Below are 23,962 nucleotides of genomic sequence, written 5' to 3'. Positions count from 1 at the left end.
ATTATAAATTCAACTCATAACGCATAACTCATAACGCATAACGCATAACTAATAACTCATAACTCATAACTCATAATTTATAATTCAAAATGAAAAACTTTGCCGAGCTTATAAAAACCTTAGATAGTTCTAATAAAACATCGGTAAAAGTTGATGCGCTGACTCATTATTTCTTGAAAGCAAGCGATGAAGATAAAGTTTGGACGATTGCTATACTTTCGCATCGCCGTCCTCCCCGACCAGTTAATACGACTTTATTGCGTTTATGGGCAAACGAACTTGCCAACATTCCGCTTTGGCTGTTTGAAGAAAGTTATCATATCGTAGGTGATTTGGCCGAAACTATTGCGCTTGTTATTCCGACTACAAAGGAACATTCCGATAAAAGTCTTACCGAATATTTACAAGAAATAATTGCTTTAAAAAAGAAAACAGATTTAGAGAAAAAGGAATATTTACAGACCAATTGGCTGAATTTAAATTATTACGAACGCTTCGTTTTCACTAAATTAATTACAGGCAGTTTCAGAATTGGTTTAAGTCAGAAGTTGATGACGAGAGCACTTTCTAAAGCGGAAAATATTGACGAAGATACGCTGGCTTACAAATTAATGGGTGATTGGAATCCGAATACAGTTACGTTTCAAGAATTGATTTTAGACGAAAAAAGCAGTGATTATTTGTCTAAACCCTATCCTTTTTATTTGGCTTATCCTATTGAAGGCGAACTAGAAAATCTTGGAAATCCTGAAGATTGGAGTGCCGAGCATAAATGGGATGGAATACGATCTCAAACTATCATTCGCGATAATGAAATTTATGTATGGAGCCGTGGCGAAGAATTGGTGACCGACAAATATCCAGAATTCAATTCTTTTATTGGAGTAATTCCAAATGGAACTGTAATTGACGGCGAAATTCTTCCATTCATAGAAAATGAAATCGGAACTTTTAATGATTTGCAAACTAGAATTGGACGCAAAAATGTTTCTGCTTCTGTTTTAAAGAAAACTCCCGTAATTATTAAAGCTTACGATTTATTGGAATGGCAAGGAAATGATATTCGAAATCTGCCTTATGAAGAACGACGAAATTTATTGGAAGAACTTTTTACGACTTTACTAGGAAAAGATATTCCGTTACAGCTTTCAGAAAGAGTTACTTTTTCTACTTGGGAAGACATTATAAATGAAAGACTTAAATCTCGCGAAATGAAAAGCGAAGGTTTGATGCTGAAACGAAAAGATTCTCCGTATTTGGTTGGAAGAAAAAAAGGCGATTGGTGGAAATGGAAAATCGAACCCTTAACAATCGATGCAGTCCTCACCTACGCCATGCGCGGCCACGGACGACGATCGAACTTATTTACAGATTATACTTTTGCGCTTTGGCAGGAAAACGAAAACAACGAACGCGAACTCGTCACTTTCGCGAAAGCGTATTCTGGCTTAACAGATGCCGAATTTAGAATGGTAGATGATTTCATTAAAAAAAATACTTTAGAGCGATTCGGACCTGTTAGAAGTGTTACGCCAAAATTGGTTTTTGAAATTGGTTTTGAAGGCATTGCACTTTCTAAAAGGCACAAAAGCGGTGTTGCAACGAGATTTCCTAGAATTTTAAGATGGCGTCATGATAAAAAAATTGAGGAAGCTAATTCAATAGAAGATTTGAAAAGTATGATTGTTTGATGATTTTTTTTAAACACATAGAAACATAGTTTTAGAGGATGGTTAAAAGGCGTTTCACTTTGTTTTAATCCACATAGTACGCTTGTCCTCCTGAGCGAAGTCGAAGGACACGTTAGAAACTCACAATCAAAATCGCCAATCTTTGTATAGCTACTTGCGTGTCCTTCGACTCCGCTCAGGATGACAAAAAATGAGAATAAATCAGTCTGAAACAAAAACTTTGCGACTCAGCGACTTTGCGAGATTAATAAAAAACTCCGTGCCTTAGCTACTTTGTGGCAAAAGATAAAAGTCTGTAAAGATTGTCGACTTAGATTGTCGAGCTAATTATGTGCCCTTCGACTCCGCTCAGGATGACAAAAAATGAGAATAAATCAGTGTAAAACAAAAACTTTGCGACTCAGCGACTTTGCGAGATTAAAAAAATATCGTGCCTTAGCGACTTTGTGGCAAAAAATAAAACTCTGTAAAGATTGTCGACTTAGATTGTAGAGCTAATTATGTGTCCTTCGACTCCGCCCAGGATGACAAAAATGAACAAAAAAACTTTGCGACTCAGCGACTTTGCGAGATTAATAAAACTTCGTGCCTTAGCGCCTTCGTGGCAAAACAAAAAAAATAAAAATGAATAGAGAAGAGTTATTTACGATCGCCAATAATTGGTTTAAAAGTCAGGGATGGAAACCTTTTCCGTTTCAGACTCAAACGTGGACTGCTTTTCTACAAGGAAAAAATGGCTTATTAAATGCCCCGACTGGAAGCGGAAAAACCTATGCGCTTTGGCTTCCGATCATTTTAAATTATATCAAAGAAAATCCGAATTATAAAGCGAAACATAATCCTGGCCTAAAAGCCATTTGGATTACACCGCTTCGCTCTTTATCGGTTGAAATCAAACAAGCTGCAGAAAGAGTTCTTAATGATTTGGATATTCCAATGACAGTTGGAATACGAACAGGAGATACTTCTACAGCTGAAAGAGCCAAACAAAAAGGAAAAATGCCAGATTTGCTTATTACTACTCCAGAAAGTCTGCAATTGCTTTTGGCTTCCAAAGGGTATGCTAATACATTTAAAAATTGCACTTCGATTGTTATTGATGAATGGCATGAATTGCTTGGAACAAAACGTGGGGTACAAATCGAACTGGCGTTATCCAGATTAAAAACAATTGCAAAAGGTTTACGCATTTGGGGAATTTCGGCAACAATTGGCAATTTACAGCAAGCACAAGAAGTTTTGCTTGGTGTTGATTCTGAAGCTTTCAATAACTCTGTTTTGATCAAAGCAGTGATTAATAAAAAAATAAAAGTAGTTTCTATTATTCCTGAAAAGATGGATACGTATCCGTGGCGCGGGCACATGGGACTGCATTTGATTGATGAAGCGGCAAAAATTATCAAAGCCAGTAAAACCACGTTGATTTTTACGAATGTTCGTTCGGCTTGTGAAATCTGGTATCAGCGTTTATTAGAAAAATATCCTGAATTTGCTGGCGAAATGGCGATGCATCACGGAAGTATCGATAGAGAAACCCGACTTTGGGTAGAAAATGCCATTCGAAATGAAGAATTAAAAGTTGTTGTCTGCACTTCAAGTCTGGATTTGGGAGTTGATTTTGCTCCTGTCGAATCGATTATTCAAGTTGGCGGACCAAAAGGCGTGGCGCGTTTCATGCAGCGTGCCGGACGAAGCGGACATCAGCCTGGTAAAGAAAGTGTTATTTATTTTCTAGCAACGCATGCTATCGAACTTATAGAAGCTTCTGCTTTAAAAAAAGCGGTAGAAAACAGCGTAATCGAAGATCGTGTTCCGTATTTAAATAGTTGGGATGTTTTGGTGCAATATCTCAATACTTTAGCCGTTTCTGACGGATTTTATCCTAACGAAATTTTCAAAGAAATCAGCGGCACTTTCAGCTATCAGACCATAACATCAGAAAACTGGAATTGGATTCTCAATTTTATTACCCAAGGAAGCCAAAGTCTTCATGCTTATGACGAATTTAAAAAAGTTGAAATCGACGAAAATGGCTGTTATAAAATCAACAGTCGAATGATTGCCATGCATCACAGAATGCAGATCGGAACTATTGTCGGAGATGCTGTTATGAATGTTAAATTTCTGAGTGGCGGTTATATTGGAACAATTGAAGAATGGTTTATTTCGAAATTGAAACCTGGCGACACTTTTATTTTCGCTGGAAAAAAACTCGAATTGTTCAAAATCAGAAATATGCAGGTTTTGGTAAAAAAGGCAAGTCCGAAGAAAGAATCAAAAATCGCCAGCTGGATGGGTGGCCGTTTGGCACTTTCTTCTCAAATGAGCGAATTGCTTCGAAAAGAATTATATCGCGCCAATACTGATAATCTTTCACCAGAATTAAAAGCTTTACAACCTTTATTTCAAAGACAGCGAAAAGAATCTATTGTGCCAAGTTCAGACGAATTTCTGATTGAAACTTTCAAAACCCGAGAAGGATTTCATGCCATTTTTTATCCTTTTGAAGGCCGTTTTGTACATGAAGCCTTAGCAAGTTTACTGGCTTTCAGAATTAGTTTATTGCAATCGATCACTTTTTCTCTTGCTTATAACGATTACGGATTTGAATTGCTTTCGGATCAAGAAATTGATATCGAGGCGGTTTTAGATAATAATTTATTCTCGACCGAATATGTACATCATGATTTGCAGAAAAGCTTAAATTCGACCGAAATGGCGCGAAGAAAGTTTAGAGATATTGCGGTAATTTCAGGATTGGTCTTTACTGGTTTTCCAGGAAAAATGGTGAAGACAAAACATCTGCAAAGCGGTTCTCAATTGTTGTTTGAAGTTTTTAGAGATTTTGAACCTGATAATTTGTTATTGCATCAAGCTTATCGCGAAACATTTGAACATCAGTTGGAAGAAGGACGATTAATTTTGGCTTTAGAAAGAATTGCCAATCAGAATATCATTTGGAAGCAATGTTTAAAACCAACACCTTTCAGTTTCCCAATTATCACAGACCGATTACGAGAAAAACTTTCGAGCGAAACTCTGGCGGAAAGAATCCAGAAAATGACGGCATCCTACATGAAATAACAGCTTATGAAAATTCAAATACAAGACGAAATATTTATACTTGACGCAAGCGGAGCTGTTTATTGGGAAGATCAAAATATCTTAATTATTTCTGATGTTCATTTGGGCAAAGTATCTCATTTTAGAAAACACGGAATCGCGATTCCACAAAATGCTGTTGCAGAAAATTTTAAAAGATTAACTGATGTGATTGAAAATTTTTGTCCTGAAAAAGTCATTTTTCTCGGAGATTTATTTCATAGTGCCAAAAACAAAGAATGGAATTTGTTTGAGAACTGGGTTACAAAGTGCAAAAGCCAATTGATTCTTGTTGCTGGAAACCATGATATTATTGATGAAAAACATTATCATCAAATTGGAATTTCTGTTGTACAAATCCTAGAAATTGGCAAATTCTTCTTTACACATCATCCGACAGAAAAAGACAATTTATTCAACTTTTCGGGACATATTCATCCCGGAATCATTCTACGCGGATTGGGAATGCAAAGTTTAAAACTGCGTTGTTTCTTTCATAAATCCAACCAGATGATTTTGCCTGCGTTTGGAGAATTTACCGGTAAATTTATCTTGAAGCCAGAAACAGATCATATCATTTATGCTATCGCGGGTAATGAAGTTATTTTAATAAATAGGAAACAAACATGATGTAATCAAGTTACTTTTTTCTAGAACGAAAAAACATTTAAACTAAAATTAGAAATATAATTATGTAAACAACAGATAATAAGCACATTCTAAAAACAGATTTTTTTTTCTTTATTGCTAATTCATTTTAGTAATTCTTTTCTTCTCTTAAAAAATAATTTTTATATTTGATAGAGAAAAATCCAAATTACAGCAAAATGCAAAACAACTTACTAGGCGTGCTAAAAGAGCACGAAAACAAATTATTAACTATATGGTCTCAAATTCTTTTAGAAAGCGGATCTGGTGATGGTGCAATGGAAGAAGAAGAGTCAAAAGAATTTGCTTCGCTATTTTTAAACGCACTAGCTAAGTCGGACGAAAAATACGACTCTCAAGAATTTGAAAAAGTTCAAGATTTAATTGTTGGAATTTCTTCTTCTAGAGGTAAACGCGGATTTTCGCCAAGAGAAAATGCACAGTACTTAATTTCGTTTAAAGAAGCTTGCTCTCAAATATTATCTGATTTAATTAGCGACTCCGCAAAATTGTATGATGCCAATCTAAAATTAAATGCAATCATAGACGACATGACGATTATGACTTTCGAAGCTTTTATGAGAGGAAGAGAAGATATTATCTCAAGACAAGTAGATGAAATCAGCGAAATCTCTACTCCTGTAATCACAGTTTGGGACGGTATTGTAGCTCTGCCAATTATCGGAACGCTAGATAGCTCGCGTACCCAAGTGGTAATGGAAAGTCTTTTACAGCAAATTGTAGACACAGGAAGTTCTATTGCGATTTTAGATATTTCTGGTGTTCCTGCCGTAGATTCGTTGGTAGCGCAACACCTTATCAAAACAGTAAGCGCAACACGTTTAATGGGAGCAGAATGCATCATTAGCGGTATTCGTCCAGAAATTGCACAAACAGTTGTCCATTTAGGAATTGACTTAAGCGGAATTACAACTAAAGCATCACTTGCAAGTGCATTGCAGACAGCTTTCGACATGCTTCAGCTAGCTGTTGTAAAAAGAAAGAAAATTGTAGAATAAAGATTAAAGGTTTTTTATGGAAAGAATTCCAATATTAAAAATGGGAGATTTTCTGCTTGTTACGATACAGGTAGATTTATATGATCAATTGGCAGAAAATCTTGAATCAGACTTAATAAATACCATCAGTAAACATAGTTCAAAAGGTGTCTTAATTGACATCTCAGCCGTTTCTATTATAGACTCTTTTATGGGGCGTATATTAGGAAACATTGCCGTTATGTCAAAAATACTAGATGCTCAAACTGTTGTAGTTGGAATGCAGCCTGCTGTTGCTATTACATTGGTTGAACTAGGACTTTCTTTAAACGGGGTCTTAAGCGCCCTAAATGTTGAAAGAGGAATGGATTTACTTCGCTCAAGAATGCACACAAGCGATAACGAAGAGCTGGAGTATGACGACGATAACGAATAACAAAGAAGAATCCCTTATCGTAAGAGAACAGGACGTTGTGCCATTGCGCAATCGTGTCAAGGAATATGGCGTAAAGATTGGAATGAGTATTTTAAATCAGACCAAACTCATTACGGCCACTAGCGAACTTGTGCGTAATTTGCTCAAATATGGCGGAGGCGGAAAAGTCATTATCGAATCTGTAAGCAAAGGAAAAGAAAATGGCGTACGAGTTACTTTTATTGATAATGGTCCTGGAATAGCAGATATAGAACTGGCAATGAAAGATGGCTACAGCACAGGTAAGAGCTTAGGACTTGGCCTGCCCGGAACAAAAAGACTTGTCAATGAATTTGACATAAAATCAGAACTAGGAAACGGAACAACCGTTACTATAACAAAATGGAAAAATGGATAATACGTTTTCCACTTATAAAATAGATGACAGAAGTCTCATTGCTTTTATAAAAAGAGAAATACACAATCTAGCCCTTCAGTTGGGCTTTACTCCACATAGAGCTGCAGAAACAGATATTATTGTTGCAGAACTTACATCAAATCTAATGAAATTTGCGAATGGCGGTGAACTGCTTTATCGCGCACATTTAAATAGAGAATATAATGAAATCGAAATCTACTGCCTTGACAAAGGCGTAGGTTTTGATAATGTGGCCAAAATTATGAATGATGGCTACTCCTCTACTAACACACTTGGTCATGGCTTGGGTTCTATTAAAAGGCTGAGCAATGAATTTCAAATCTATTCCATCAAAAATTGGGGATGTGTTCAATATGTACGAATTTGCGAAAAACCAGAAATTCAATTGCCTCCTTTAAAAAGCAGTCTTAATTTCACTACAATTGCTGTCAATTATCCAGGTGAAAAACTTTGCGGAGATGGGTATTATATAAAACAAAACAGTAAAGGTTTTCAGATATTTGTAGGCGATGGATTAGGTCATGGAGAAAGTGCCAACGAAGCGGTTGAATCTGCAATAAAAGTTTTCAGGCAATCACTCGAAACTAATCCTATAGAAATTCTTAAAGATATTCATTCAAAAGTAAAAAAAACACGAGGATTAGTTGCCACAATTGCAACAGTAGATTACAAATCAGAGCTTTGGAATATTTGTGGTATTGGCAATATCAATACCCGAATTTATAACGGACTGGAGAATAAAACTTATACTCCGTATAATGGAATTATCGGTCACAATATTCCGCGAACTTTGAACAATACTATTGTGCCTTATAAAAAGCATCAGATTATAATAATGCACAGTGACGGACTACGCACGAGATGGAATTTAAATGATTTAAATGGCGTTTTTAAACAAAGTCCCGGCATTATTGCATCGGCTATTTATAAAGAAAATATTAGAGGTACAGATGATGCAACAATTCTTGTAGGCAAAATAAATTAAGGCGTATGAAGGAGATTATTCAAATAAATCTTGATAACGAAATGGACTTGATACTGGCTCATAAACGATGCATGAAAATTGCGGAAATGTGTGGTATGCCATCTTCATTTCAGACAAGATTTTCTACTGCTGTATCTGAAGTGGCAAGATGCGCTATTGCAAAAGGCAAAAATTCGCTGCTTGTTTTGGGAGTTAATATTATAAAAGCTACCCAGAAAGAAATTATTGCGATAATTACAGATACAGAAGATTTAAAAAGCTCCAGCCCAGAAGCATTCATTTACGCCTCAAAAATCTCAGGTAACATTGATTATAATTATTGTAATAATCAATCTACTACAACAATCAGCCAACCCATTTCATCGCCAGGCCTGTTATCAGAAACTAAGATAAAAACGCTGATTGACTATTTCAAATTTGAGCCGCCTTTGTCTCCTTATGACGAAATAAGAAAGAAAAACATTGAGCTTATTGCACTTTCAGAAAAATTGGCCGAAAGTGAAAACAAATACAAACAGTTAGCCAATACTATTCCGATTTTAATCTGTGTTATTAATGATCGAAATAATGTTTTATTGGTAAACGAATCTCTAGAAAATTATTTAGAAAGACCATTATTAGTTTTTGACCGCAAAACTCTAATCAGTTTTATTCACCCAGAAGATATTGACGCCATTTTAGAAGGCTGGAATCGAGCTAAACAAAACAGATCTAATTTTTTGGGTGAAACCCGAATAAAAAATGGAGAAAGCTATATTTGGCATTTGGTTTCGATTATACCAAACAATGCCGAAGATGGCAGTTTTAATAGCTGGCTGGTTTATTTTGTAGATATCAACGCTCAGAAAATGATGGTTGAGACATTAAAAGACAATACCGAATTAAAACTTATTCAGCGCGAATTGGAAAGTGCTAACTCCAAACTTCGCTTCAAAAACAAAGAACTGGAACAGTTTGCCTATATTGCCAGTCATGATTTACAAGAGCCTCTTAGAAAAATCATGATTATGCTTTCTCGTGCCGGAGAGCATTTAAGCGAAGACCAGAAGAAAAAATATTATTTTGACCGAATTACACTGGCGGCTGGAAGGCTTTCAAACTTAATTGCCGACGTTTTAAATTATTCGAGAATCGATAATCATGAACAATACTTTGAAGAAGTCGATCTTAACCAGATTCTGATTGAAGTTTTAGGGGATTTAAGTCTGGTGATCGAAGAAAAAGACGCTGTAATTAATGTAAATCCGCTTCCTAAAGTTTCGGGTCTTGGCACTCAGCTTCGTCAATTATTTTATAATTTAATTAATAACGCCTTAAAATTTAATGCAACCCAACCTTCTGTAACAGTTTCTTTTGAAGATCTTCCTAAAGATGAAAACAAACCAATAGGGACTGAAAATTATGATATAATCGCCATTTCTGATAACGGAATTGGTATGGATAGTAAATATTCGAATAGAATTTTCGATATGTTCCAGCGTCTTCACGAACGCGATCAGTATGGCGGAAATGGTATTGGATTGGCGCTATGCCGAAGAATTATTGAAAACCATAACGGAATAATCAATTTCAGCAGTAAACCTGGAGAAGGCACTACTTTTTGGATTTATTTTCCGAAAAAATAATTACCAAAGAATTCGAAGGATTCAAATATTTATAGAATTATATGCTGTATGGTGAGTATGACTCCTTCGGAGTCACATAACCGTGGCGAGGAATTAAGCGCTATAAACATTTGAATCCTTCGGATTCTTATGAGCGAAATGCAAAAAATATGCGTATAAATTTATACCTTTTGAATAAACCAAACGGATTATTTCTTACTTTTTGAAGATTAAGAAAGTCCCTCTAATTGCTGAAAAACAGGTATTAGCGCTTTTCCTTTTTCTGTCAAATTGTATTCGATATGCAAAGGTTTAAGATTAATTGTTGTTTTTTCTAAAAGCCCTTCCTCTTCTAACTCTTTTAAAGCCGTAGACAAGGATTGTTTGTTTGAACCCTGAATTTGCCTCAGTAAACCATTAAATCTTAAAGGAGATTCTACAGCGAGACGAAAAATCTCAGCCTTCCATTTACCAGATAAAATCTTTAATAATCTTTGTGCTGGGCAAGTTTCTTTTTCTTCCATAATTATTGCGGGTAGTCAAAAAAAATTGACCTATTGTTTTGGAAAGTTTTTTGATTAAAATTTGTTCTAATTCTAAAGTAAAAATATAAAATGAAAGGAAAGAAACCAAGCGAAATAAGTACTGAAGACCTCTTAAAAACTCAGAAAACAATTCAATCTGCCATTAAGATCTTAATTCTAATCGCTATCTTCTTATTTATCATCATTGTATTTGCAATTCTTTAGAAAATAGATTTTTAAGTTTAATTGTTTTTCTTTTAAAAAAAGGAAAATTCTGCAAAATATTTGAAGTAAAAACTCAGAAATAGAATAGGCATAATTTCTTTTAAATTTAATTTTTCTTAACTGAAAGTCTTTCAAAAAAAATTAAATTTGGCTTCCCTAAATAGCCCTTAATTATGATTATTCAAAAAAAGACTTTTTATCTATTCCCTCTATTTGTATTTCTTTTTTTCTCGCAGTTTAACTACTCCCAACAGCAAAAAACGGTCAAAAAAGAAAGCCGAGGAAAACTATTTAATGATACTACAGCCACAGACAGTGACTACTTAATGGCTATTGAAAAAGCTGGAGAAGTATTAGAATCTGCTTATAACGATATTGATTTTGCCGGCGACACTCGTCATCTTTTTGGTGATATGAAACGAACGGAAAGCAAACTAGACTTGATTTTAGCCAGTTTAAAAGGTGCAAATCCGAATGTGCGAAACCAGCAGATGTATCGTATCGTGCTACAAGAAATCGAGCAAGAACTGGAAGAACAGAACAAATCAATTGATGCGCGAAATCTGAATCTTGAAAGCATAAAAAAACGCGTAATCGATCTTCGTAAAGACAAAACGTTAATTACGCTATTAAAAGATACGATTCGTCGCAAACAGTTTAAGAAAGAATTTGGAGATCTTAGAAAAAGATACGTGGCTACTGATAGTCTGATGACTAAAAACCAAACGATTTTAAACAACAAAAAAAGACTTACTGTACAGCGAAAAATTTCGGTTTCTAATGCTTTGGTTGCCGTTGAAAGTAAATTGGAAAAATCTGGAATTAGTATTTTCAACAAAGAATATCCTTCTTTATGGCAGATTAATGATTCTGTCTCAAAGAAAAAAGTGACGCATAATATAAAGGCAAAAATCATAATTGAAGAAAATGTTGCTGCTTATTACCTGAGTTACAAAGCTGGCGGACTTATTACGCTTTGTTTCTTTATGGGACTTTTGTTTTGGTATATTTCTCGAAATATCAAATACCTAAAAACAAACGGTTATGCCGAAAACCTGCAACTTTTAAACTTTAAATATCTAAATCGAGGGGTTTTAATGCCTGTTTTGGTTATTGCATTAAACATTGCTGTCGTTACCAATCTGTACGCTCCTGCCCTATTTTTAGAGTTAATTCAGCTTTTCCTGCTTGGCGTTTTAATTGTACTTTTCAAAAATCAGTGGTCTGGCGTTGCTATGAGAAACTGGCTTTTCCTTTTAGGATTATTCTTTGCACTTTGCTTTCTAGATTTATTTATCACAATCGGATTATTGCAGCGTTTGGCTTTTGTAGCTATCAATCTTTTTGGTATTCGCTACGGATTAGTGCAGATTAAAACACTTAAAGAAGAGCTTTATATAAAAGGCTTTTTTAAATGGGCAAGTATCCTATTTATTGGCTTAAATGTTTTGTCTATTCTTTATAATTTATTCGGAAGAGTTTCTCTTTCTAATATGTTAAGTCTTACAGCTTTTATATCGCTTACTCAAATTGTTGCTTTAAGTGTTCTTTTGAAAATTATTTTAGAGATTATATTACTTCAAATCTACACCACTAGAGTAAAAAGAGGAATTGAAAAAATGTTTGATTACGAAAGTTTATCAGACACCTTAAAGAAGCCTTTCATCATTGCAATCAGTTATATGTGGGTAATTGTGATTGCTTCAAATTTGAATATTTGGGAATCGCTTCGTGGCTCTTTAACAAAATTACTAAGCCATCCAAATACGATTGGAAGTATTACGTTTACTTTGGGTAATGTTGTTTTATTCTTTATTATTATTTGGGCTGCGCATTTACTGCAAAAATATGTGGCCTATTTCTTTGGCGAAATCGACGATGAAAACGAAGAAAACATCAACAAAAGACAGCATTCGAAATTGCTTATTACCCGATTGGTGGTTTTAATAAGCGGCTACCTCCTTGCAGTTGCTGCGTCTGGAATGCCTTTAGATAAACTGAGTATTCTTTTAGGGGCTTTAGGTGTCGGTGTCGGACTTGGACTTCAGAATGTGGTAAACAATTTTGTATCGGGAATTATCTTGATTTTTGATAAACCAATTCAGGTTGGTGATGTTGTAGAAATTAGTTCAGAATCTGGACGAATCAAGTCGATGGGACTCCGTACAACCAAAATTAATGCTCCAAACGGTGCCGAGATTATTATTCCGAACGGTAATTTATTATCTCAAAACATTACTAACTGGACGTATACCGACAACTTCAAATTAGTAGAAGTTACTTTTGAAATTACTGGAGAAACTATTCCAGAAGAAATTAATACAATCGTTAACGAAACGCTTGCAAATCTTCCATTGGTGAACAATTCAAAACCATCGCAAATATACTACAGCTCAATTTCTGATGGAAAATATAAACTTTTAATCAAGTTCTGGTGCAGTATTTACAGGACAGAAGAAACGATAAGTTCAGCCAGACAAGAACTCTATATCAGTTTCAAAAACAAAGGTTTAACATTCTCAAGTTAGAGCAAAATAAGAAAGACGGTAAATTGATTATCGTCTTTTTTTTATGATACTATTTCTATTTTTATCATGTTTTAGCAGTAATGTGTTAAATAATAGCATTTTAGTAAAAACAGGTAAAAACCCCCGTACCCATAATTTAGTTATAAAGTAATTTAGCCATGTAGTAAAATACTACTAAAACTAACATTAACTATTAAATCTTAAAAATTATGATGGAAGTCTACATGGGAACAATTCTAAGTTTCGCATTTAATTATCCCCCAAGAGGATGGGCTTATTGCAATGGTCAAATCATAGCAATCTCTACGAATAGTGCTTTATTCTCATTACTTGGAACAACTTTCGGCGGTAATGGTGTTACTACATTTGCCCTTCCTGATTTAAGAGGAAGAAGTCAGATCCACTTTGGGCAAGGACTTGGATTAAGTCCAGTAGAAATGGGTCAAATTGCAGGAACTGAAAATATTACTCTAATCACAACAAATATTCCTGCTCACGTACATACCCTTGCAAGTGGTACAGCATCAGTAAATGTAAATGTAACTGCCACTTCTATTGTAGGAGGAACAATAACAAATGAAACTGATAATGGAAATAACTCTTTTGCATCAGGTACAGCTACCGCAAATATCTATAGTGAACCAGGCGGAACTGGAACTGCAACTATTAAAGGCATAACTGCTGTTGCAGGCGCAACATTAGGCGGCAACACTGGAATAACCGGAAGTGGTCTGCCTTTTCCCTCTCGTAACCCATATCTTGGTGTAAATATGTGTATTGCACTAAATGGACTTTTTCCTTCTAGAAACTAAATAAATTTAAATAGAGGCAACTTTTGCCTCTATTTTTTTAATCTCATTTTATGGATAACGACATTAAAATAGGAGTTTTAATACCAAAGTCAAAACAGTATCCTTCATTAGATAAAGATTTTATAAGGGGGTTAAAACTTAATAATCTGAAAGTGAATTTTTTTATCGAAAATATTGGTGTTGGTGCAGATGAAAAACTTATAATTGACAAAATACAAAAGCTTAATTTCCAAGAAGAAGTATCAATCATAATTGGTTTTTTAGGACATCATAATATGTCTGAAGTTTATAAATATGCCTCTAATAATGACATTTTATTAATAGCAGCAGATTTGGGAGCAACAACTCCTTACCAAACATCTGCACTGAAGGGCATATATATTAACTCATTGGGACTAAATGAATCTTGTTACCATTTAGGCCAATATTTTACAAATAAGCAATATCAAATAGCCACATCTACTTCATTTTATGATTCAGGATATGGCTTGCTGCATGCGTTAGAATATGCATTTAAGGAAAAAATCCATTTTACAGGACATTACATCACTCCTTTTATGCCTAGAGAAAACGAAGCTTCATATATGGATCAGATTATAAATGTGCAACAACCAAATGCTGTTTTTGCTTTTTATAGTGGTTTATATGCAGAAGAAAATGCTGATTTTCTAAAAGAAAATAAATTGACTCAAAAATATCCTTTTTATGTGACACCTTTTTTTATCAATGATAAAATTTTGGACGAATATAAAAATAATCCTCACGAACTTTATGTAGTTAGTAGCTGGATGCAAAACGATACGGATACTACGGATTTTACTTCTAGATATAATGATACATACGATGAGAATCCATCTATTTTTTCCATTTTAGGTTATGAAAATGGTCTGACATTAAAGAACATACTTTTAAATACTGCTAATTTAAAAACCAGTTCTTTAATTGAAGAAATGCACAAATTAGATATTGAAGGCCCTAGAGGCAATATCAAATTTGATAAAGATACCAACAGAACAATATTCAATCATTATATATACCAATTGAATTTGGATTCATCTAATAATACGAGCTTTAAAAAAATTGAAACATTGATAAACAATGGAGATTTTGTTAAAGCTTTTGCCTCATTGCCAAAACCTGACAATATAGGAGGTTGGGACAATGCTTACTTATGTCATTAACTAAATTGTATGTTATGAAAAAAAAATTACTCTTATTTTTTACGTTCTTTTGCCTCTTTGGTTTACATCAAAATATAAAAGGACAGAATTTAGCGCCTGGTGATATTGCCTTCATCGGCTATAATAGCAACCTGCTGGATGGTTTTTCTTTTATCGTACTAAAAGAGATACCAGCGGGAACCGAAATTTATTTTACAGAAAGAGGATGGAATGCCACAGCTTCAACTTGGGTATCAGGAAGTACAGAATCTCATCTTAAATGGACAGTTCCTAACTTAACACCTGTCGGTACAATTATTTCGGTAATGGAAACCGCTGCTGGTGATACATTTACGGTTACTGGTACATCTGGTATTGGTCTTGCGCCTGGCTTCACTAACTTCAATCTATCCTCAGGTGGCGATCAAGTATTGGCATATCAATCAACAACTGGAACCGCTCAACCATCATCTCCAATATTTATTGCCGGTGTTAACGCAGATTATAATTCTGGTGACTACAATATTGATACCACATGGAACAGTAATGATACAAGCGGAGGAAACTCAAGTGCTAAACCATCAGGTTTAAAAAATGGTGAAACCTGTATCTCTCTATTTCCTAACCCACCTGGTCAAGAATATGCTAATGCAAAATATAATGGCACTTTAACAGGTACAGTTACTGACTTATTACTTGCAATTAATAATCCTGCAAACTGGCTTAAAGACACAACTAATAACACCAATTACCCAATAACAAATACTAATTATCCTACACCAAGCGTGACGCTTATCCAAGCCCCAGCCGTAACCACCACTACCCCAGTAACAAATTTTGGAGCAAAAACAGCCACATTAGGAGGTTCAAACGACAATGGTGGTGCAACAATACTTAATAGAGGAATTGTATGGTCAACAACACCAAATCCAGTATTAGCTGGCGGGGGTGTTACAAATGTTACGACAAGTAATGGGACTGGTGCTTTTACTGTAAATGCAACTTCATTGCCTGAGGGAACACTTATATATTATAGAGCTTATGCCGAAAATTCTGCAGGGACATCTTACGGAAGTAACCAATCATTTACAACCAATGCTGCCCTATCTGCAACGCAGTCGCAAACAATTGCTTGTAATGGTATTAATAATGGTACCGCTACTGTTGTACCTTCAGGAGGAAAATCACCATATTTCTATTCATGGTCTCCATCAGGAGGAACTGGAGCAACTGCAACTAACTTATCCCCAACTAATTATTCTGTTACAATAACAGATAATGAAGGAACTTCAATACAAAGAAACTTTGTAATAAGTCAAAACCCCGCTATAATAACATTGGTTCAAATTACTGATGTAAGTTGCAACAGCGGAAATAATGGAGCTATAGATATATCACCATCAGGCGGTAGCGGATCTTACACCTATAACTGGGGAGGCGGAATAACAACACAAGATAGAGCAAATCTTACTGCAGGAACTTATTCTGTTACCATTACCGACACTAACTCTTGTAATTCCACTATAAACAATATTGTCGTTGGTCAACCTGCAGCAGCACTTAACGGAATAGCACTAATTACAAATGTACTTTGTAATGGCGAAAGTACAGGAGCAATTAATCTTACTCCAACTGGAGGAACAGGCCCCTATACTTATCTGTGGAATGACAATATAACTACAACTCAAAATAGAACAGGACTTCCAGTAGGTACATATTCTGTAACTATTACGGATTCAAAAACTTGCACAAAAACCATTACTGACCTAACTATAACTCAGCCTTCTCTAATTGAAGGGACAGCAGCTATAACTAGTGTTGCGTGTAATGGCGGAAATACAGGTGCTATAAACCTTGTTCCGAGTGGAGGAACAAGCCCTTATACTTTTCTATGGAATGACGGAGTAACTACAGAAGATAGAATGGGGCTTATTGCAGGTACCTATACTGTAACAATAACCGACAATAGATTATGTACAAAAGAATTTAGTTATACAATTACTCAACCTAGCGCACCTTTAAGCGCATTGACAGGAGGTGGCAAAACAGATGTGTCTTGCAATGGCGGTGCTAATGGTACTGCAACCGTTGCGCCTACTGGAGGAACTCCAGGCTATACATATACGTGGAATACAAATCCTGTTCAGACAACCGCTACTGCAGTAGGTCTTACACAAGGTACTTATACCGTAACAGTTACCGATGCCAATAACTGCCAAACAACTAGAAGCTTTACCATTAACCAGCCAACTGCGCCTTTAAGCGCAGCCACTGGAGGAGGCCAAACAGATGTATCCTGCTATGGAGGCATGAATGGTACTGCAACGGTTTTTGCAACTGGAGGAACTCAAAATTATACCTATTCATGGAATACAACTCCTGTTCAGACAACTGCTACAGCAACCGGACTTGCCGCAGGCAATTATATTGCGACAGTAACCGACGCTAATGGATGCCAAGCAACTAGAAGCTTTACCATTAACCAGCCAACTACAGCTTTAAACATAGCTACTGGAGGGGGCAAAACGGATGTATCATGCTACGGAGGCGCAAATGGTACTGCAACAGTAGTTCCAACTGGAGGAACTGGAGCTTATACGTATTCATGGGATACAACTCCTGTTCAGACAACGGCTACTGCAACGGGATTAGCTGCGGGAACTTATACTGTAACGGTAATGGATGCTAACAGCTGCACAACAACTAGGAGCTTTACCATCATGCAGCCGACCGCGCCTTTAAGCACAATTGAAGGAACTAAACAAAATACAAGTTGCAATAGAGGTGCTAATGGTGTTGCGCAAGTTATAGCAAGTGGAGGAACGAAAAATTATACGTATTCTTGGAATACAACTCCTGTTCAAACAACTCCCACGGCAACTGGACTTACTGCAGGCACTTATACTGTAACCGTAACCGATGCTAATGGATGTCAAACAACCCGAGACTTTACTATAACAGAACCACCTGCCCTTGTTGCAAGTATAGGTGCTCAATCTGATGCTTCTTGCAATGGCGGAACAAACGGCTATGCAACAGTAAATGTCGTAGGAGGAACTGGAACTTATACGTATTCATGGGCTCCATCTGGAGGAACTGCTGCTACAGCTTCTGGTCTTGCCCCAGGGACTTATACTGTAACCGTAACTGATGCTAATTTATGTATGACTACACAGAGCTTTACTATCTCACAGCCGTCAATTTTATCAGCTACAAAATCACATACAGATGTACTATGTAATGGCGGCGCTACAGGAACAGCGACAGTTACTGCATCAGGAGGAAATGGCTCATATACCTATTCTTGGGCTCCATCTGGAGGAACAGCTGCTACAGCTACAGGACTTACACAGGGTATTTACACCTGTAGAATTACCGATGGAAAAGGATGTTTTCTCACTGAATCTTTTACCATTAATCAGCCTCCTGCATTGACAGCTACTCCTTCTAAAATAGATGCTACCTGTACTACTGGAGGGGAAGCAGGAGTTACACCAGCTGGAGGAGCTGGAGGTTATACTTATTTATGGACTCCAGGAAATGAAACAACCCAAACTATTAGCAATTTGGCTGCAGGAAATTATAGCTGTCTTATTACAGATGCTAATGGATGTACTATTACTAAAAACTTTACAATAGGTACAACCAATACTTTAGTCGCAACTACTTCACAAACTGATTTAGATTGTAATGGTGTAAATACAGGATCTGCTTCAGTAGTTCCATCAGGAGCAACTGGACCTTTTACTTATGCATGGTCTCCTTCTGGAGGAAATTCAGATACAGCTACTAATCTAGCTGCTGGAAATTACTCTGTAACGATTACTTCAGGAAATGGATGTTCTATTGTAAAAAACTTTACAATCAACGCTCCACCTGCAATTGTAATCACCAAAAATTCACAAACAGAGGTTAGTTGTAATGGAGGTTCTAACGGCTCTATAGGCGTTACTGTCGCTGGAGGAACTGGAGCTTATACGTATTCTTGGGCACCTTCTGGAGGAACAGCTGCAACTGCAAATGGACTCCAAGCTGGAACTTATACTTTAACTGTTACAGATGCTAATTCATGTATTCAATCACAAACTTTTACGATCACAGAACCTGATGCACTTAACACAACAACATCTAAAACTGATGTTTCTTGCAACGGAGGCACTAACGGATCTGCAACAGTAAATGTCACTGGAGGAACAGGCGCTTATACCTATTCTTGGGCACCTTTTGGAGGAACTTCTGCAACTGCAACCGGACTTTCTGCAGGAACTTACACTGTTACTGTAAAAGATGCCAATTTATGCCAAACAACAGCGACTGTAGTTATAGAAGAGCTACCTTTACTTACTGCAACAATAGCTAAAACAGATGTTTTATGTAATCAAGCAAATAACGGAACAGCTACAGTAACTCCTGCTGGAGGAACTGGAACGTATACCTATTCTTGGTCACCATCTGGAGGAACTGCAGCAACAGCAACAGGATTAAGTCCAAACACTTACACTGTTACAGTTACCGATTCAAACGGATGCTTCACAACAGCAACTGTTTCAATTACAGAGCCTACTCAGCTTTCAGCAACAGATTCGCAAACTAATGTATCTTGTAAAGATGGCAATGATGGTACTGCTTCAGTAGTAGCTATTGGAGGAACAGGCGATTACAGCTATTTATGGGCACCATCAGGAGGTACAGCTGCAACGGCAACTGGTCTTTCTGCTGGAACGTACACCGTAACTGTTACAGACGAAAACTCTTGTTCTGTGGTAAATACTATTACCATTACGGAACCAGACGTGTTATCTTTAACAGCAACTCCTACAGAAGTTTCATGCTATAATGGAAATAACGGATCAGCTACTGTTAGTGTAACTGGTGGTACAGCTCCTTATTCTTACTCTTGGTCACCATCTGGAGGAAATGCAGCAACCGCAACTGGTCTAATTGCTGGAAGTTATACCGTAACTGTTACAGATGGTAACTCCTGTTCAGCTTCTGCAACTGTCGAAATCGTTCAGCCAGCTAATCCTGTAACATTAAATACTTTAGCAGTATCTGAAGTCGGAGTTACTAGTGTTTCTTTATCTGGTACAGCGTCTTCAAACGGAATAAATACGGATAAAGGAGAATGTTTAACAGAAGTTGGTTTTGTATACGCATTGCATGCAAACCCTACAACAGCAGATACTAAAATAAATGTTACTGCTTCTTTAGGAACATTTACAAATACATTATCTGGACTTAGAGGAAATAGAACGTATTATGTTAGAACCTATGCAATAAACAGCAATGGAGTAATCAATTATGGAAATGAAGTTAGTTTTACCACACAAAAATATACGCTTACTATAACTGCAGCTGCAGGACATACTAAAGTATATGGTACAGCCGATCCTGTTTTCAACTATACACCCCTAGGTTTTGCTAACGGAGACACAAGTGCTATCATTACAGGTCTGCTTTCTAGAGATGCTGGCGAAAATGTTGGAAAATACAATATTAAACTAGGAACAATCAATGCTGGTGCAGATTATACCATTGTCTTTACTGGCGCAGAGTTTGAAATTACTAAAGCTAACCAAATAATTACTTGGAACCAGACTTTAGAATTTGGTTGTTCCGATTCTAATACGGTAACTCTAACGGCAACAGCAGACAGCGGTTTACCAATTTCATATACTATTGCAAATGCTTCATTGGGGACAATTTCAGGATCTACTTTAAACATTTCTGGATCAGGAAGCTCAACAATTACTGCCGTGCAAAATGGTGATCAAAATCATAATGCTGCAACAGCTGTTGTAAAACCAATTGAAGTGAGCCAATCAGGACTTGTAATTCAGCAATGGGCAAATGTTTTATTCTTTGATAATAAATCGAATAATTATGTGGCTTGGCAATGGTACAAAAATGGAGTGGCTGTTTCTGGTGCAACTCGCCAATATTATAGCGAAATCCTACCTTTAAATGGAACTTATTATGTAGTTGCAAAAGATAAAAATGGAAACTCAATCAAATCTTGTCCAATTGAGACTAGCGGAACGATTTTCACTAAAAAAATCAAAATCTATCCAAACCCAGTTAAACCTGGAGCTGAATTTACTTTAGAATGTGATTTTAGCGAATCTCAACTAAACGGATCTGAAGTGGTAATTTATGATATTACTGGAAAATTAGTTCAGACTATTTCTAATGTAAAAAATCAAAATAAGATTATCGCTCCATCGCAGGTTGCCTTATATGTTGTCGTTCTTAAACTGGCCGATGGTCAGCTAAAAACAATCAACTTATTGGTTAAATAAAAATGAGATTCAATTTAAAATTACACGCAATGAAGATTAAAATCACTATAACTATACTACTGCTCTGTAGTGTCACGATAAAAGCCCAAGAACTTAATTTTAAGATTAATGGAGGCCCTTCGGGAATTCTTTATGATAGCAATATCGGAGAAGGTAAATTAAAATTTGGCGGAGGAATAGGTGTCGGATACACCTATTTCTTCAGCGATCACTGGGGAATCTCAACAGGAGTTGACGTTACTTACAATCAAAATAGTTTTGAACTGAACAACGGAACGACAATTGCAACTTATGAAGTTGATGACCAAACTTCTGCATTTGAATATCAAGTAACCCCGACCAATTATAAAGAAGACCAGCATTTTATTGGTGTAGCAATTCCGCTTCTGATGCAATACAGAACTTCGATAGCTTCTCAAACACAATTGTATTTTGGTTTTGGAGGAAAAATTATGTTTCCAGGAAAACAAACTGTAAAAGCTTCGGCGTCTGAATTACAATTGAGCGGTTATTATCCAGACATGAATCTCTTAATTGATGATCTGCCTTCTCACGGATTTGGTCAAGTAACAAACTGGCAGGATAAAACAACGGTAAGCTTAGATCCTTCTTTTTTATTAAGTGCTGAAACCGGACTTACTTTCAAATTAAAAGAAAACACACAGCTTTACACTGGAATATACGTCGATTACGGCTTAACCGAATTAGCAAAGGAGAATATAGATGTTAATATCGTTGCCTACAATCCGAGTGGACTTGACAATATTCAGGCAAATGGCACGAGCGGAAACAGAAAAATTGTTCAGGAAAGCCGTTACTTCTCTGCTGGTATTCAGCTGAAATTAGGTTTTATGCTAAATAAAAGCAAACCAGAACCTGTAGCTGCAGCTCCAAAAGTAGAACCAGTAGCTCAGACTGAAGCGCCAGTTCAAAAAACAGCTCCGGTAGAACAAAAAGCTGTTGCAACTGAACCTGTTAAAAAAGATCTTACGCCAACTGAAAGAAGCATCGTTGAAAAACCTCTTGCCTTTCAAGAAATTGGAAACACAAATGTAACTCCAGAATTGGCGACAAGATTAGACGAAATTGCTAAAATTCTAAAAACGAATAAAGATACCGACTTAAATATTACAGGTTACACTTGCGATATCGGAACGGAAGCCCGCAATCTTGAAATCGGTATGAAACGAGCTGAAGCAGTTTCTGATTATTTGAAGAATAAAGGAATAGAATCTAACCGCATGCATTTGTTTTCAAAAGGAGAAAAAGAACCTTTAGTTCCAAATACTCCAGACGAAAATAAACCACTAAACAGAAGAGTTACGCTTACGCTGATAGACGCGAAGTAATCTTATTAGTTCACTAAAAAATTAAAGCCTGAAAGAAGAGATTTTCTCTTTTTTCAGGCTTTTTCTTTGAAAACACAAACCCCTTTCTTTCAGCTACTTTTATAAATTAATCATCCGCGTAATATAAAAAAACAAATCTAACACACTATGATTAGAATCATGTTTTGAACAAAATGATGATAATATATTTACCCTATTAAAATGATGTACTTAAATATATTTTAAGTAAGCAGAAAATCAAGAATTAATATGGACAAGAACTTTTTAGCACAGGAGATAATCCGATTGAAAAAAGAAAAAAATGCTGTTATTCTGGCTCATTATTATCAAGATGAGAATATTCAGGAAGTGGCAGATTTTATCGGAGACAGTCTCGAATTGGCAAAAAAAGCTCAGGATACCGATGCCGATTTAATCGTTTTTGCAGGAGTCCATTTTATGGCAGAAACAGCTAAAATTCTAAACCCAGAAAAAAAAGTAGTCCTACCCGATTGGAATGCTGGCTGTTCTCTTGCAGATGGCTGTCCGCCAAAAGATTTTAAATTATTTAAAGAACAGCATCCCGATCATGTTGTGGTAACTTACATCAACTGTTCTGCCGAAATAAAAGCAATGAGCGACTTAGTTTGCACTTCGGCGAATGCCGAAAAAATAATCGGTTCGATACCAGCAGAACAAAAAATCATATTTGCTCCAGATGAAAATTTAGGCAAATATCTTCAACAAGAAACCAAGCGCGAACTTGTCTTATGGAAAGGCTCATGCGTTGTGCACGAAGCCTTTTCATTAGACAAACTCATCGAAATATACAATAAAAATCCAACAGCCAAAATCGCGGCACACCCAGAATCTGAAAGCCATATTTTAAAAGCAGCACATTACATTGGCTCGACTTCGGGAATTATTAATTTCATTAAAACGGATCCTGCTTCCGTTTTCATTGTGGCCACAGAAGCCGGTATCCTGCATGAGCTTGCCAAAGCAGTACCCGATAAAACGCTGATTCCGGCTCCTACCACAGAAGACAACAGCTGCGCTTGCAGTGAATGCGCTTTCATGAAAATGAATACGTTAGAAAAATTGTATTTGTGCCTTAAAAATGAAAGCCCAGAAATGCTGATTACAGAAGAACTGAGAATCGAGGCGCTGAAACCAATAAAAAGAATGCTCGAATTATCATAAA

General features: G+C 36.2%; 15 protein-coding genes. 14 read left to right on the top strand and 1 reads right to left on the bottom strand.

All coding sequences use genetic code 11. The features are described 5' to 3' along the window. Positions 1-89 precede the first annotated feature (89 nt). The 8 genes from Q9Q97_RS09880 to Q9Q97_RS09845 all read left to right on the top strand — a co-directional run bounded on the left by Q9Q97_RS09880 (position 90) and on the right by Q9Q97_RS09845 (position 9,903). Positions 90-1,691, top strand: coding sequence for an ATP-dependent DNA ligase (locus tag Q9Q97_RS09880; RefSeq protein WP_306156489.1), 1,602 nt, complete (start codon positions 90-92; stop codon positions 1,689-1,691). 624 nt (positions 1,692-2,315) lie between these two features. Beyond that, on the top strand, positions 2,316-4,775 hold the full coding sequence (locus Q9Q97_RS09875; RefSeq protein WP_306156487.1) for a ligase-associated DNA damage response DEXH box helicase: 2,460 nt from the start codon (positions 2,316-2,318) through the stop codon (positions 4,773-4,775). Between the two features lie 6 nt (positions 4,776-4,781). After that, positions 4,782-5,423, top strand: coding sequence for a ligase-associated DNA damage response endonuclease PdeM (pdeM, locus tag Q9Q97_RS09870; RefSeq protein ID WP_306156485.1), 642 nt, complete (start codon positions 4,782-4,784; stop codon positions 5,421-5,423). Positions 5,424-5,620: 197 nt separating this feature from the next. Next, on the top strand, positions 5,621-6,460 hold the full coding sequence (locus tag Q9Q97_RS09865) for an STAS domain-containing protein (RefSeq protein WP_306156484.1): 840 nt from the start codon (positions 5,621-5,623) through the stop codon (positions 6,458-6,460). 16 nt (positions 6,461-6,476) lie between these two features. Beyond that, entirely contained in the window at positions 6,477-6,875 is a 399-nt protein-coding gene (locus tag Q9Q97_RS09860; protein ID WP_125723478.1) for an STAS domain-containing protein, read from the top strand. Further along, positions 6,856-7,272, top strand: a complete 417-nt coding sequence (locus tag Q9Q97_RS09855) for an anti-sigma regulatory factor (RefSeq protein WP_306156482.1) — start codon at positions 6,856-6,858, stop codon at positions 7,270-7,272. Before Q9Q97_RS09860 ends, Q9Q97_RS09855 begins: the two co-directional genes overlap by 20 nt. Beyond that, positions 7,265-8,278, top strand: a complete 1,014-nt coding sequence (locus tag Q9Q97_RS09850) for a SpoIIE family protein phosphatase (RefSeq protein ID WP_306156480.1) — start codon at positions 7,265-7,267, stop codon at positions 8,276-8,278. The genes Q9Q97_RS09855 and Q9Q97_RS09850 overlap by 8 nt, the downstream gene beginning before the upstream one ends. 5 nt (positions 8,279-8,283) lie before the next feature. Further along, complete coding sequence (locus Q9Q97_RS09845; RefSeq protein WP_306156478.1) at positions 8,284-9,903, top strand: ATP-binding protein; 1,620 nt, start codon at positions 8,284-8,286, stop codon at positions 9,901-9,903. Positions 9,904-10,112: 209 nt separating this feature from the next. Here the strand turns inward: Q9Q97_RS09845 and Q9Q97_RS09840 are convergent, their stop codons facing one another. After that, positions 10,113-10,406, bottom strand: a complete 294-nt coding sequence (locus tag Q9Q97_RS09840) for a helix-turn-helix domain-containing protein (RefSeq protein WP_306156475.1) — start codon at positions 10,404-10,406, stop codon at positions 10,113-10,115. A 398-nt stretch (positions 10,407-10,804) separates the two neighbouring features. Here Q9Q97_RS09840 and Q9Q97_RS09835 point away from each other — a divergent pair, with 398 nt between their 5' ends. The 6 genes from Q9Q97_RS09835 (at position 10,805) to nadA (ending at position 23,961) form a co-directional block, all read left to right on the top strand. After that, the gene (locus tag Q9Q97_RS09835; protein ID WP_306156474.1) at positions 10,805-13,159 is read left to right on the top strand and encodes a mechanosensitive ion channel family protein; all 2,355 of its coding nucleotides are present in this window, start codon (positions 10,805-10,807) and stop codon (positions 13,157-13,159) included. 209 nt (positions 13,160-13,368) lie between these two features. Next, a complete protein-coding gene (locus Q9Q97_RS09830; RefSeq protein WP_306156472.1) occupies positions 13,369-13,971 on the top strand; it encodes a phage tail protein in 603 nt (200 codons plus the stop codon). Between the two features lie 50 nt (positions 13,972-14,021). Beyond that, positions 14,022-15,152 (top strand): ABC transporter substrate-binding protein, encoded by a 1,131-nt coding sequence (locus tag Q9Q97_RS09825; RefSeq protein ID WP_306156470.1) that lies wholly within the window; start codon positions 14,022-14,024, stop codon positions 15,150-15,152. A 14-nt stretch (positions 15,153-15,166) separates the two neighbouring features. Then, entirely contained in the window at positions 15,167-21,430 is a 6,264-nt protein-coding gene (locus tag Q9Q97_RS09820) for an MBG domain-containing protein (protein WP_306156468.1), read from the top strand. Positions 21,431-21,459: 29 nt separating this feature from the next. Then, on the top strand, positions 21,460-22,779 hold the full coding sequence (locus Q9Q97_RS09815) for an OmpA family protein (protein WP_306156466.1): 1,320 nt from the start codon (positions 21,460-21,462) through the stop codon (positions 22,777-22,779). A 249-nt stretch (positions 22,780-23,028) separates the two neighbouring features. Beyond that, complete coding sequence (gene nadA, locus Q9Q97_RS09810; protein WP_306156464.1) at positions 23,029-23,961, top strand: quinolinate synthase NadA; 933 nt, start codon at positions 23,029-23,031, stop codon at positions 23,959-23,961. Position 23,962: the final 1 nt, after the last annotated feature.

Source organism: Flavobacterium sp. DG2-3, from assembly GCF_030730925.1.
Taxonomy (GTDB): Bacteria; Bacteroidota; Bacteroidia; order Flavobacteriales; family Flavobacteriaceae; genus Flavobacterium.
This window is presented reverse-complemented; position numbering and strand designations above follow the sequence as displayed.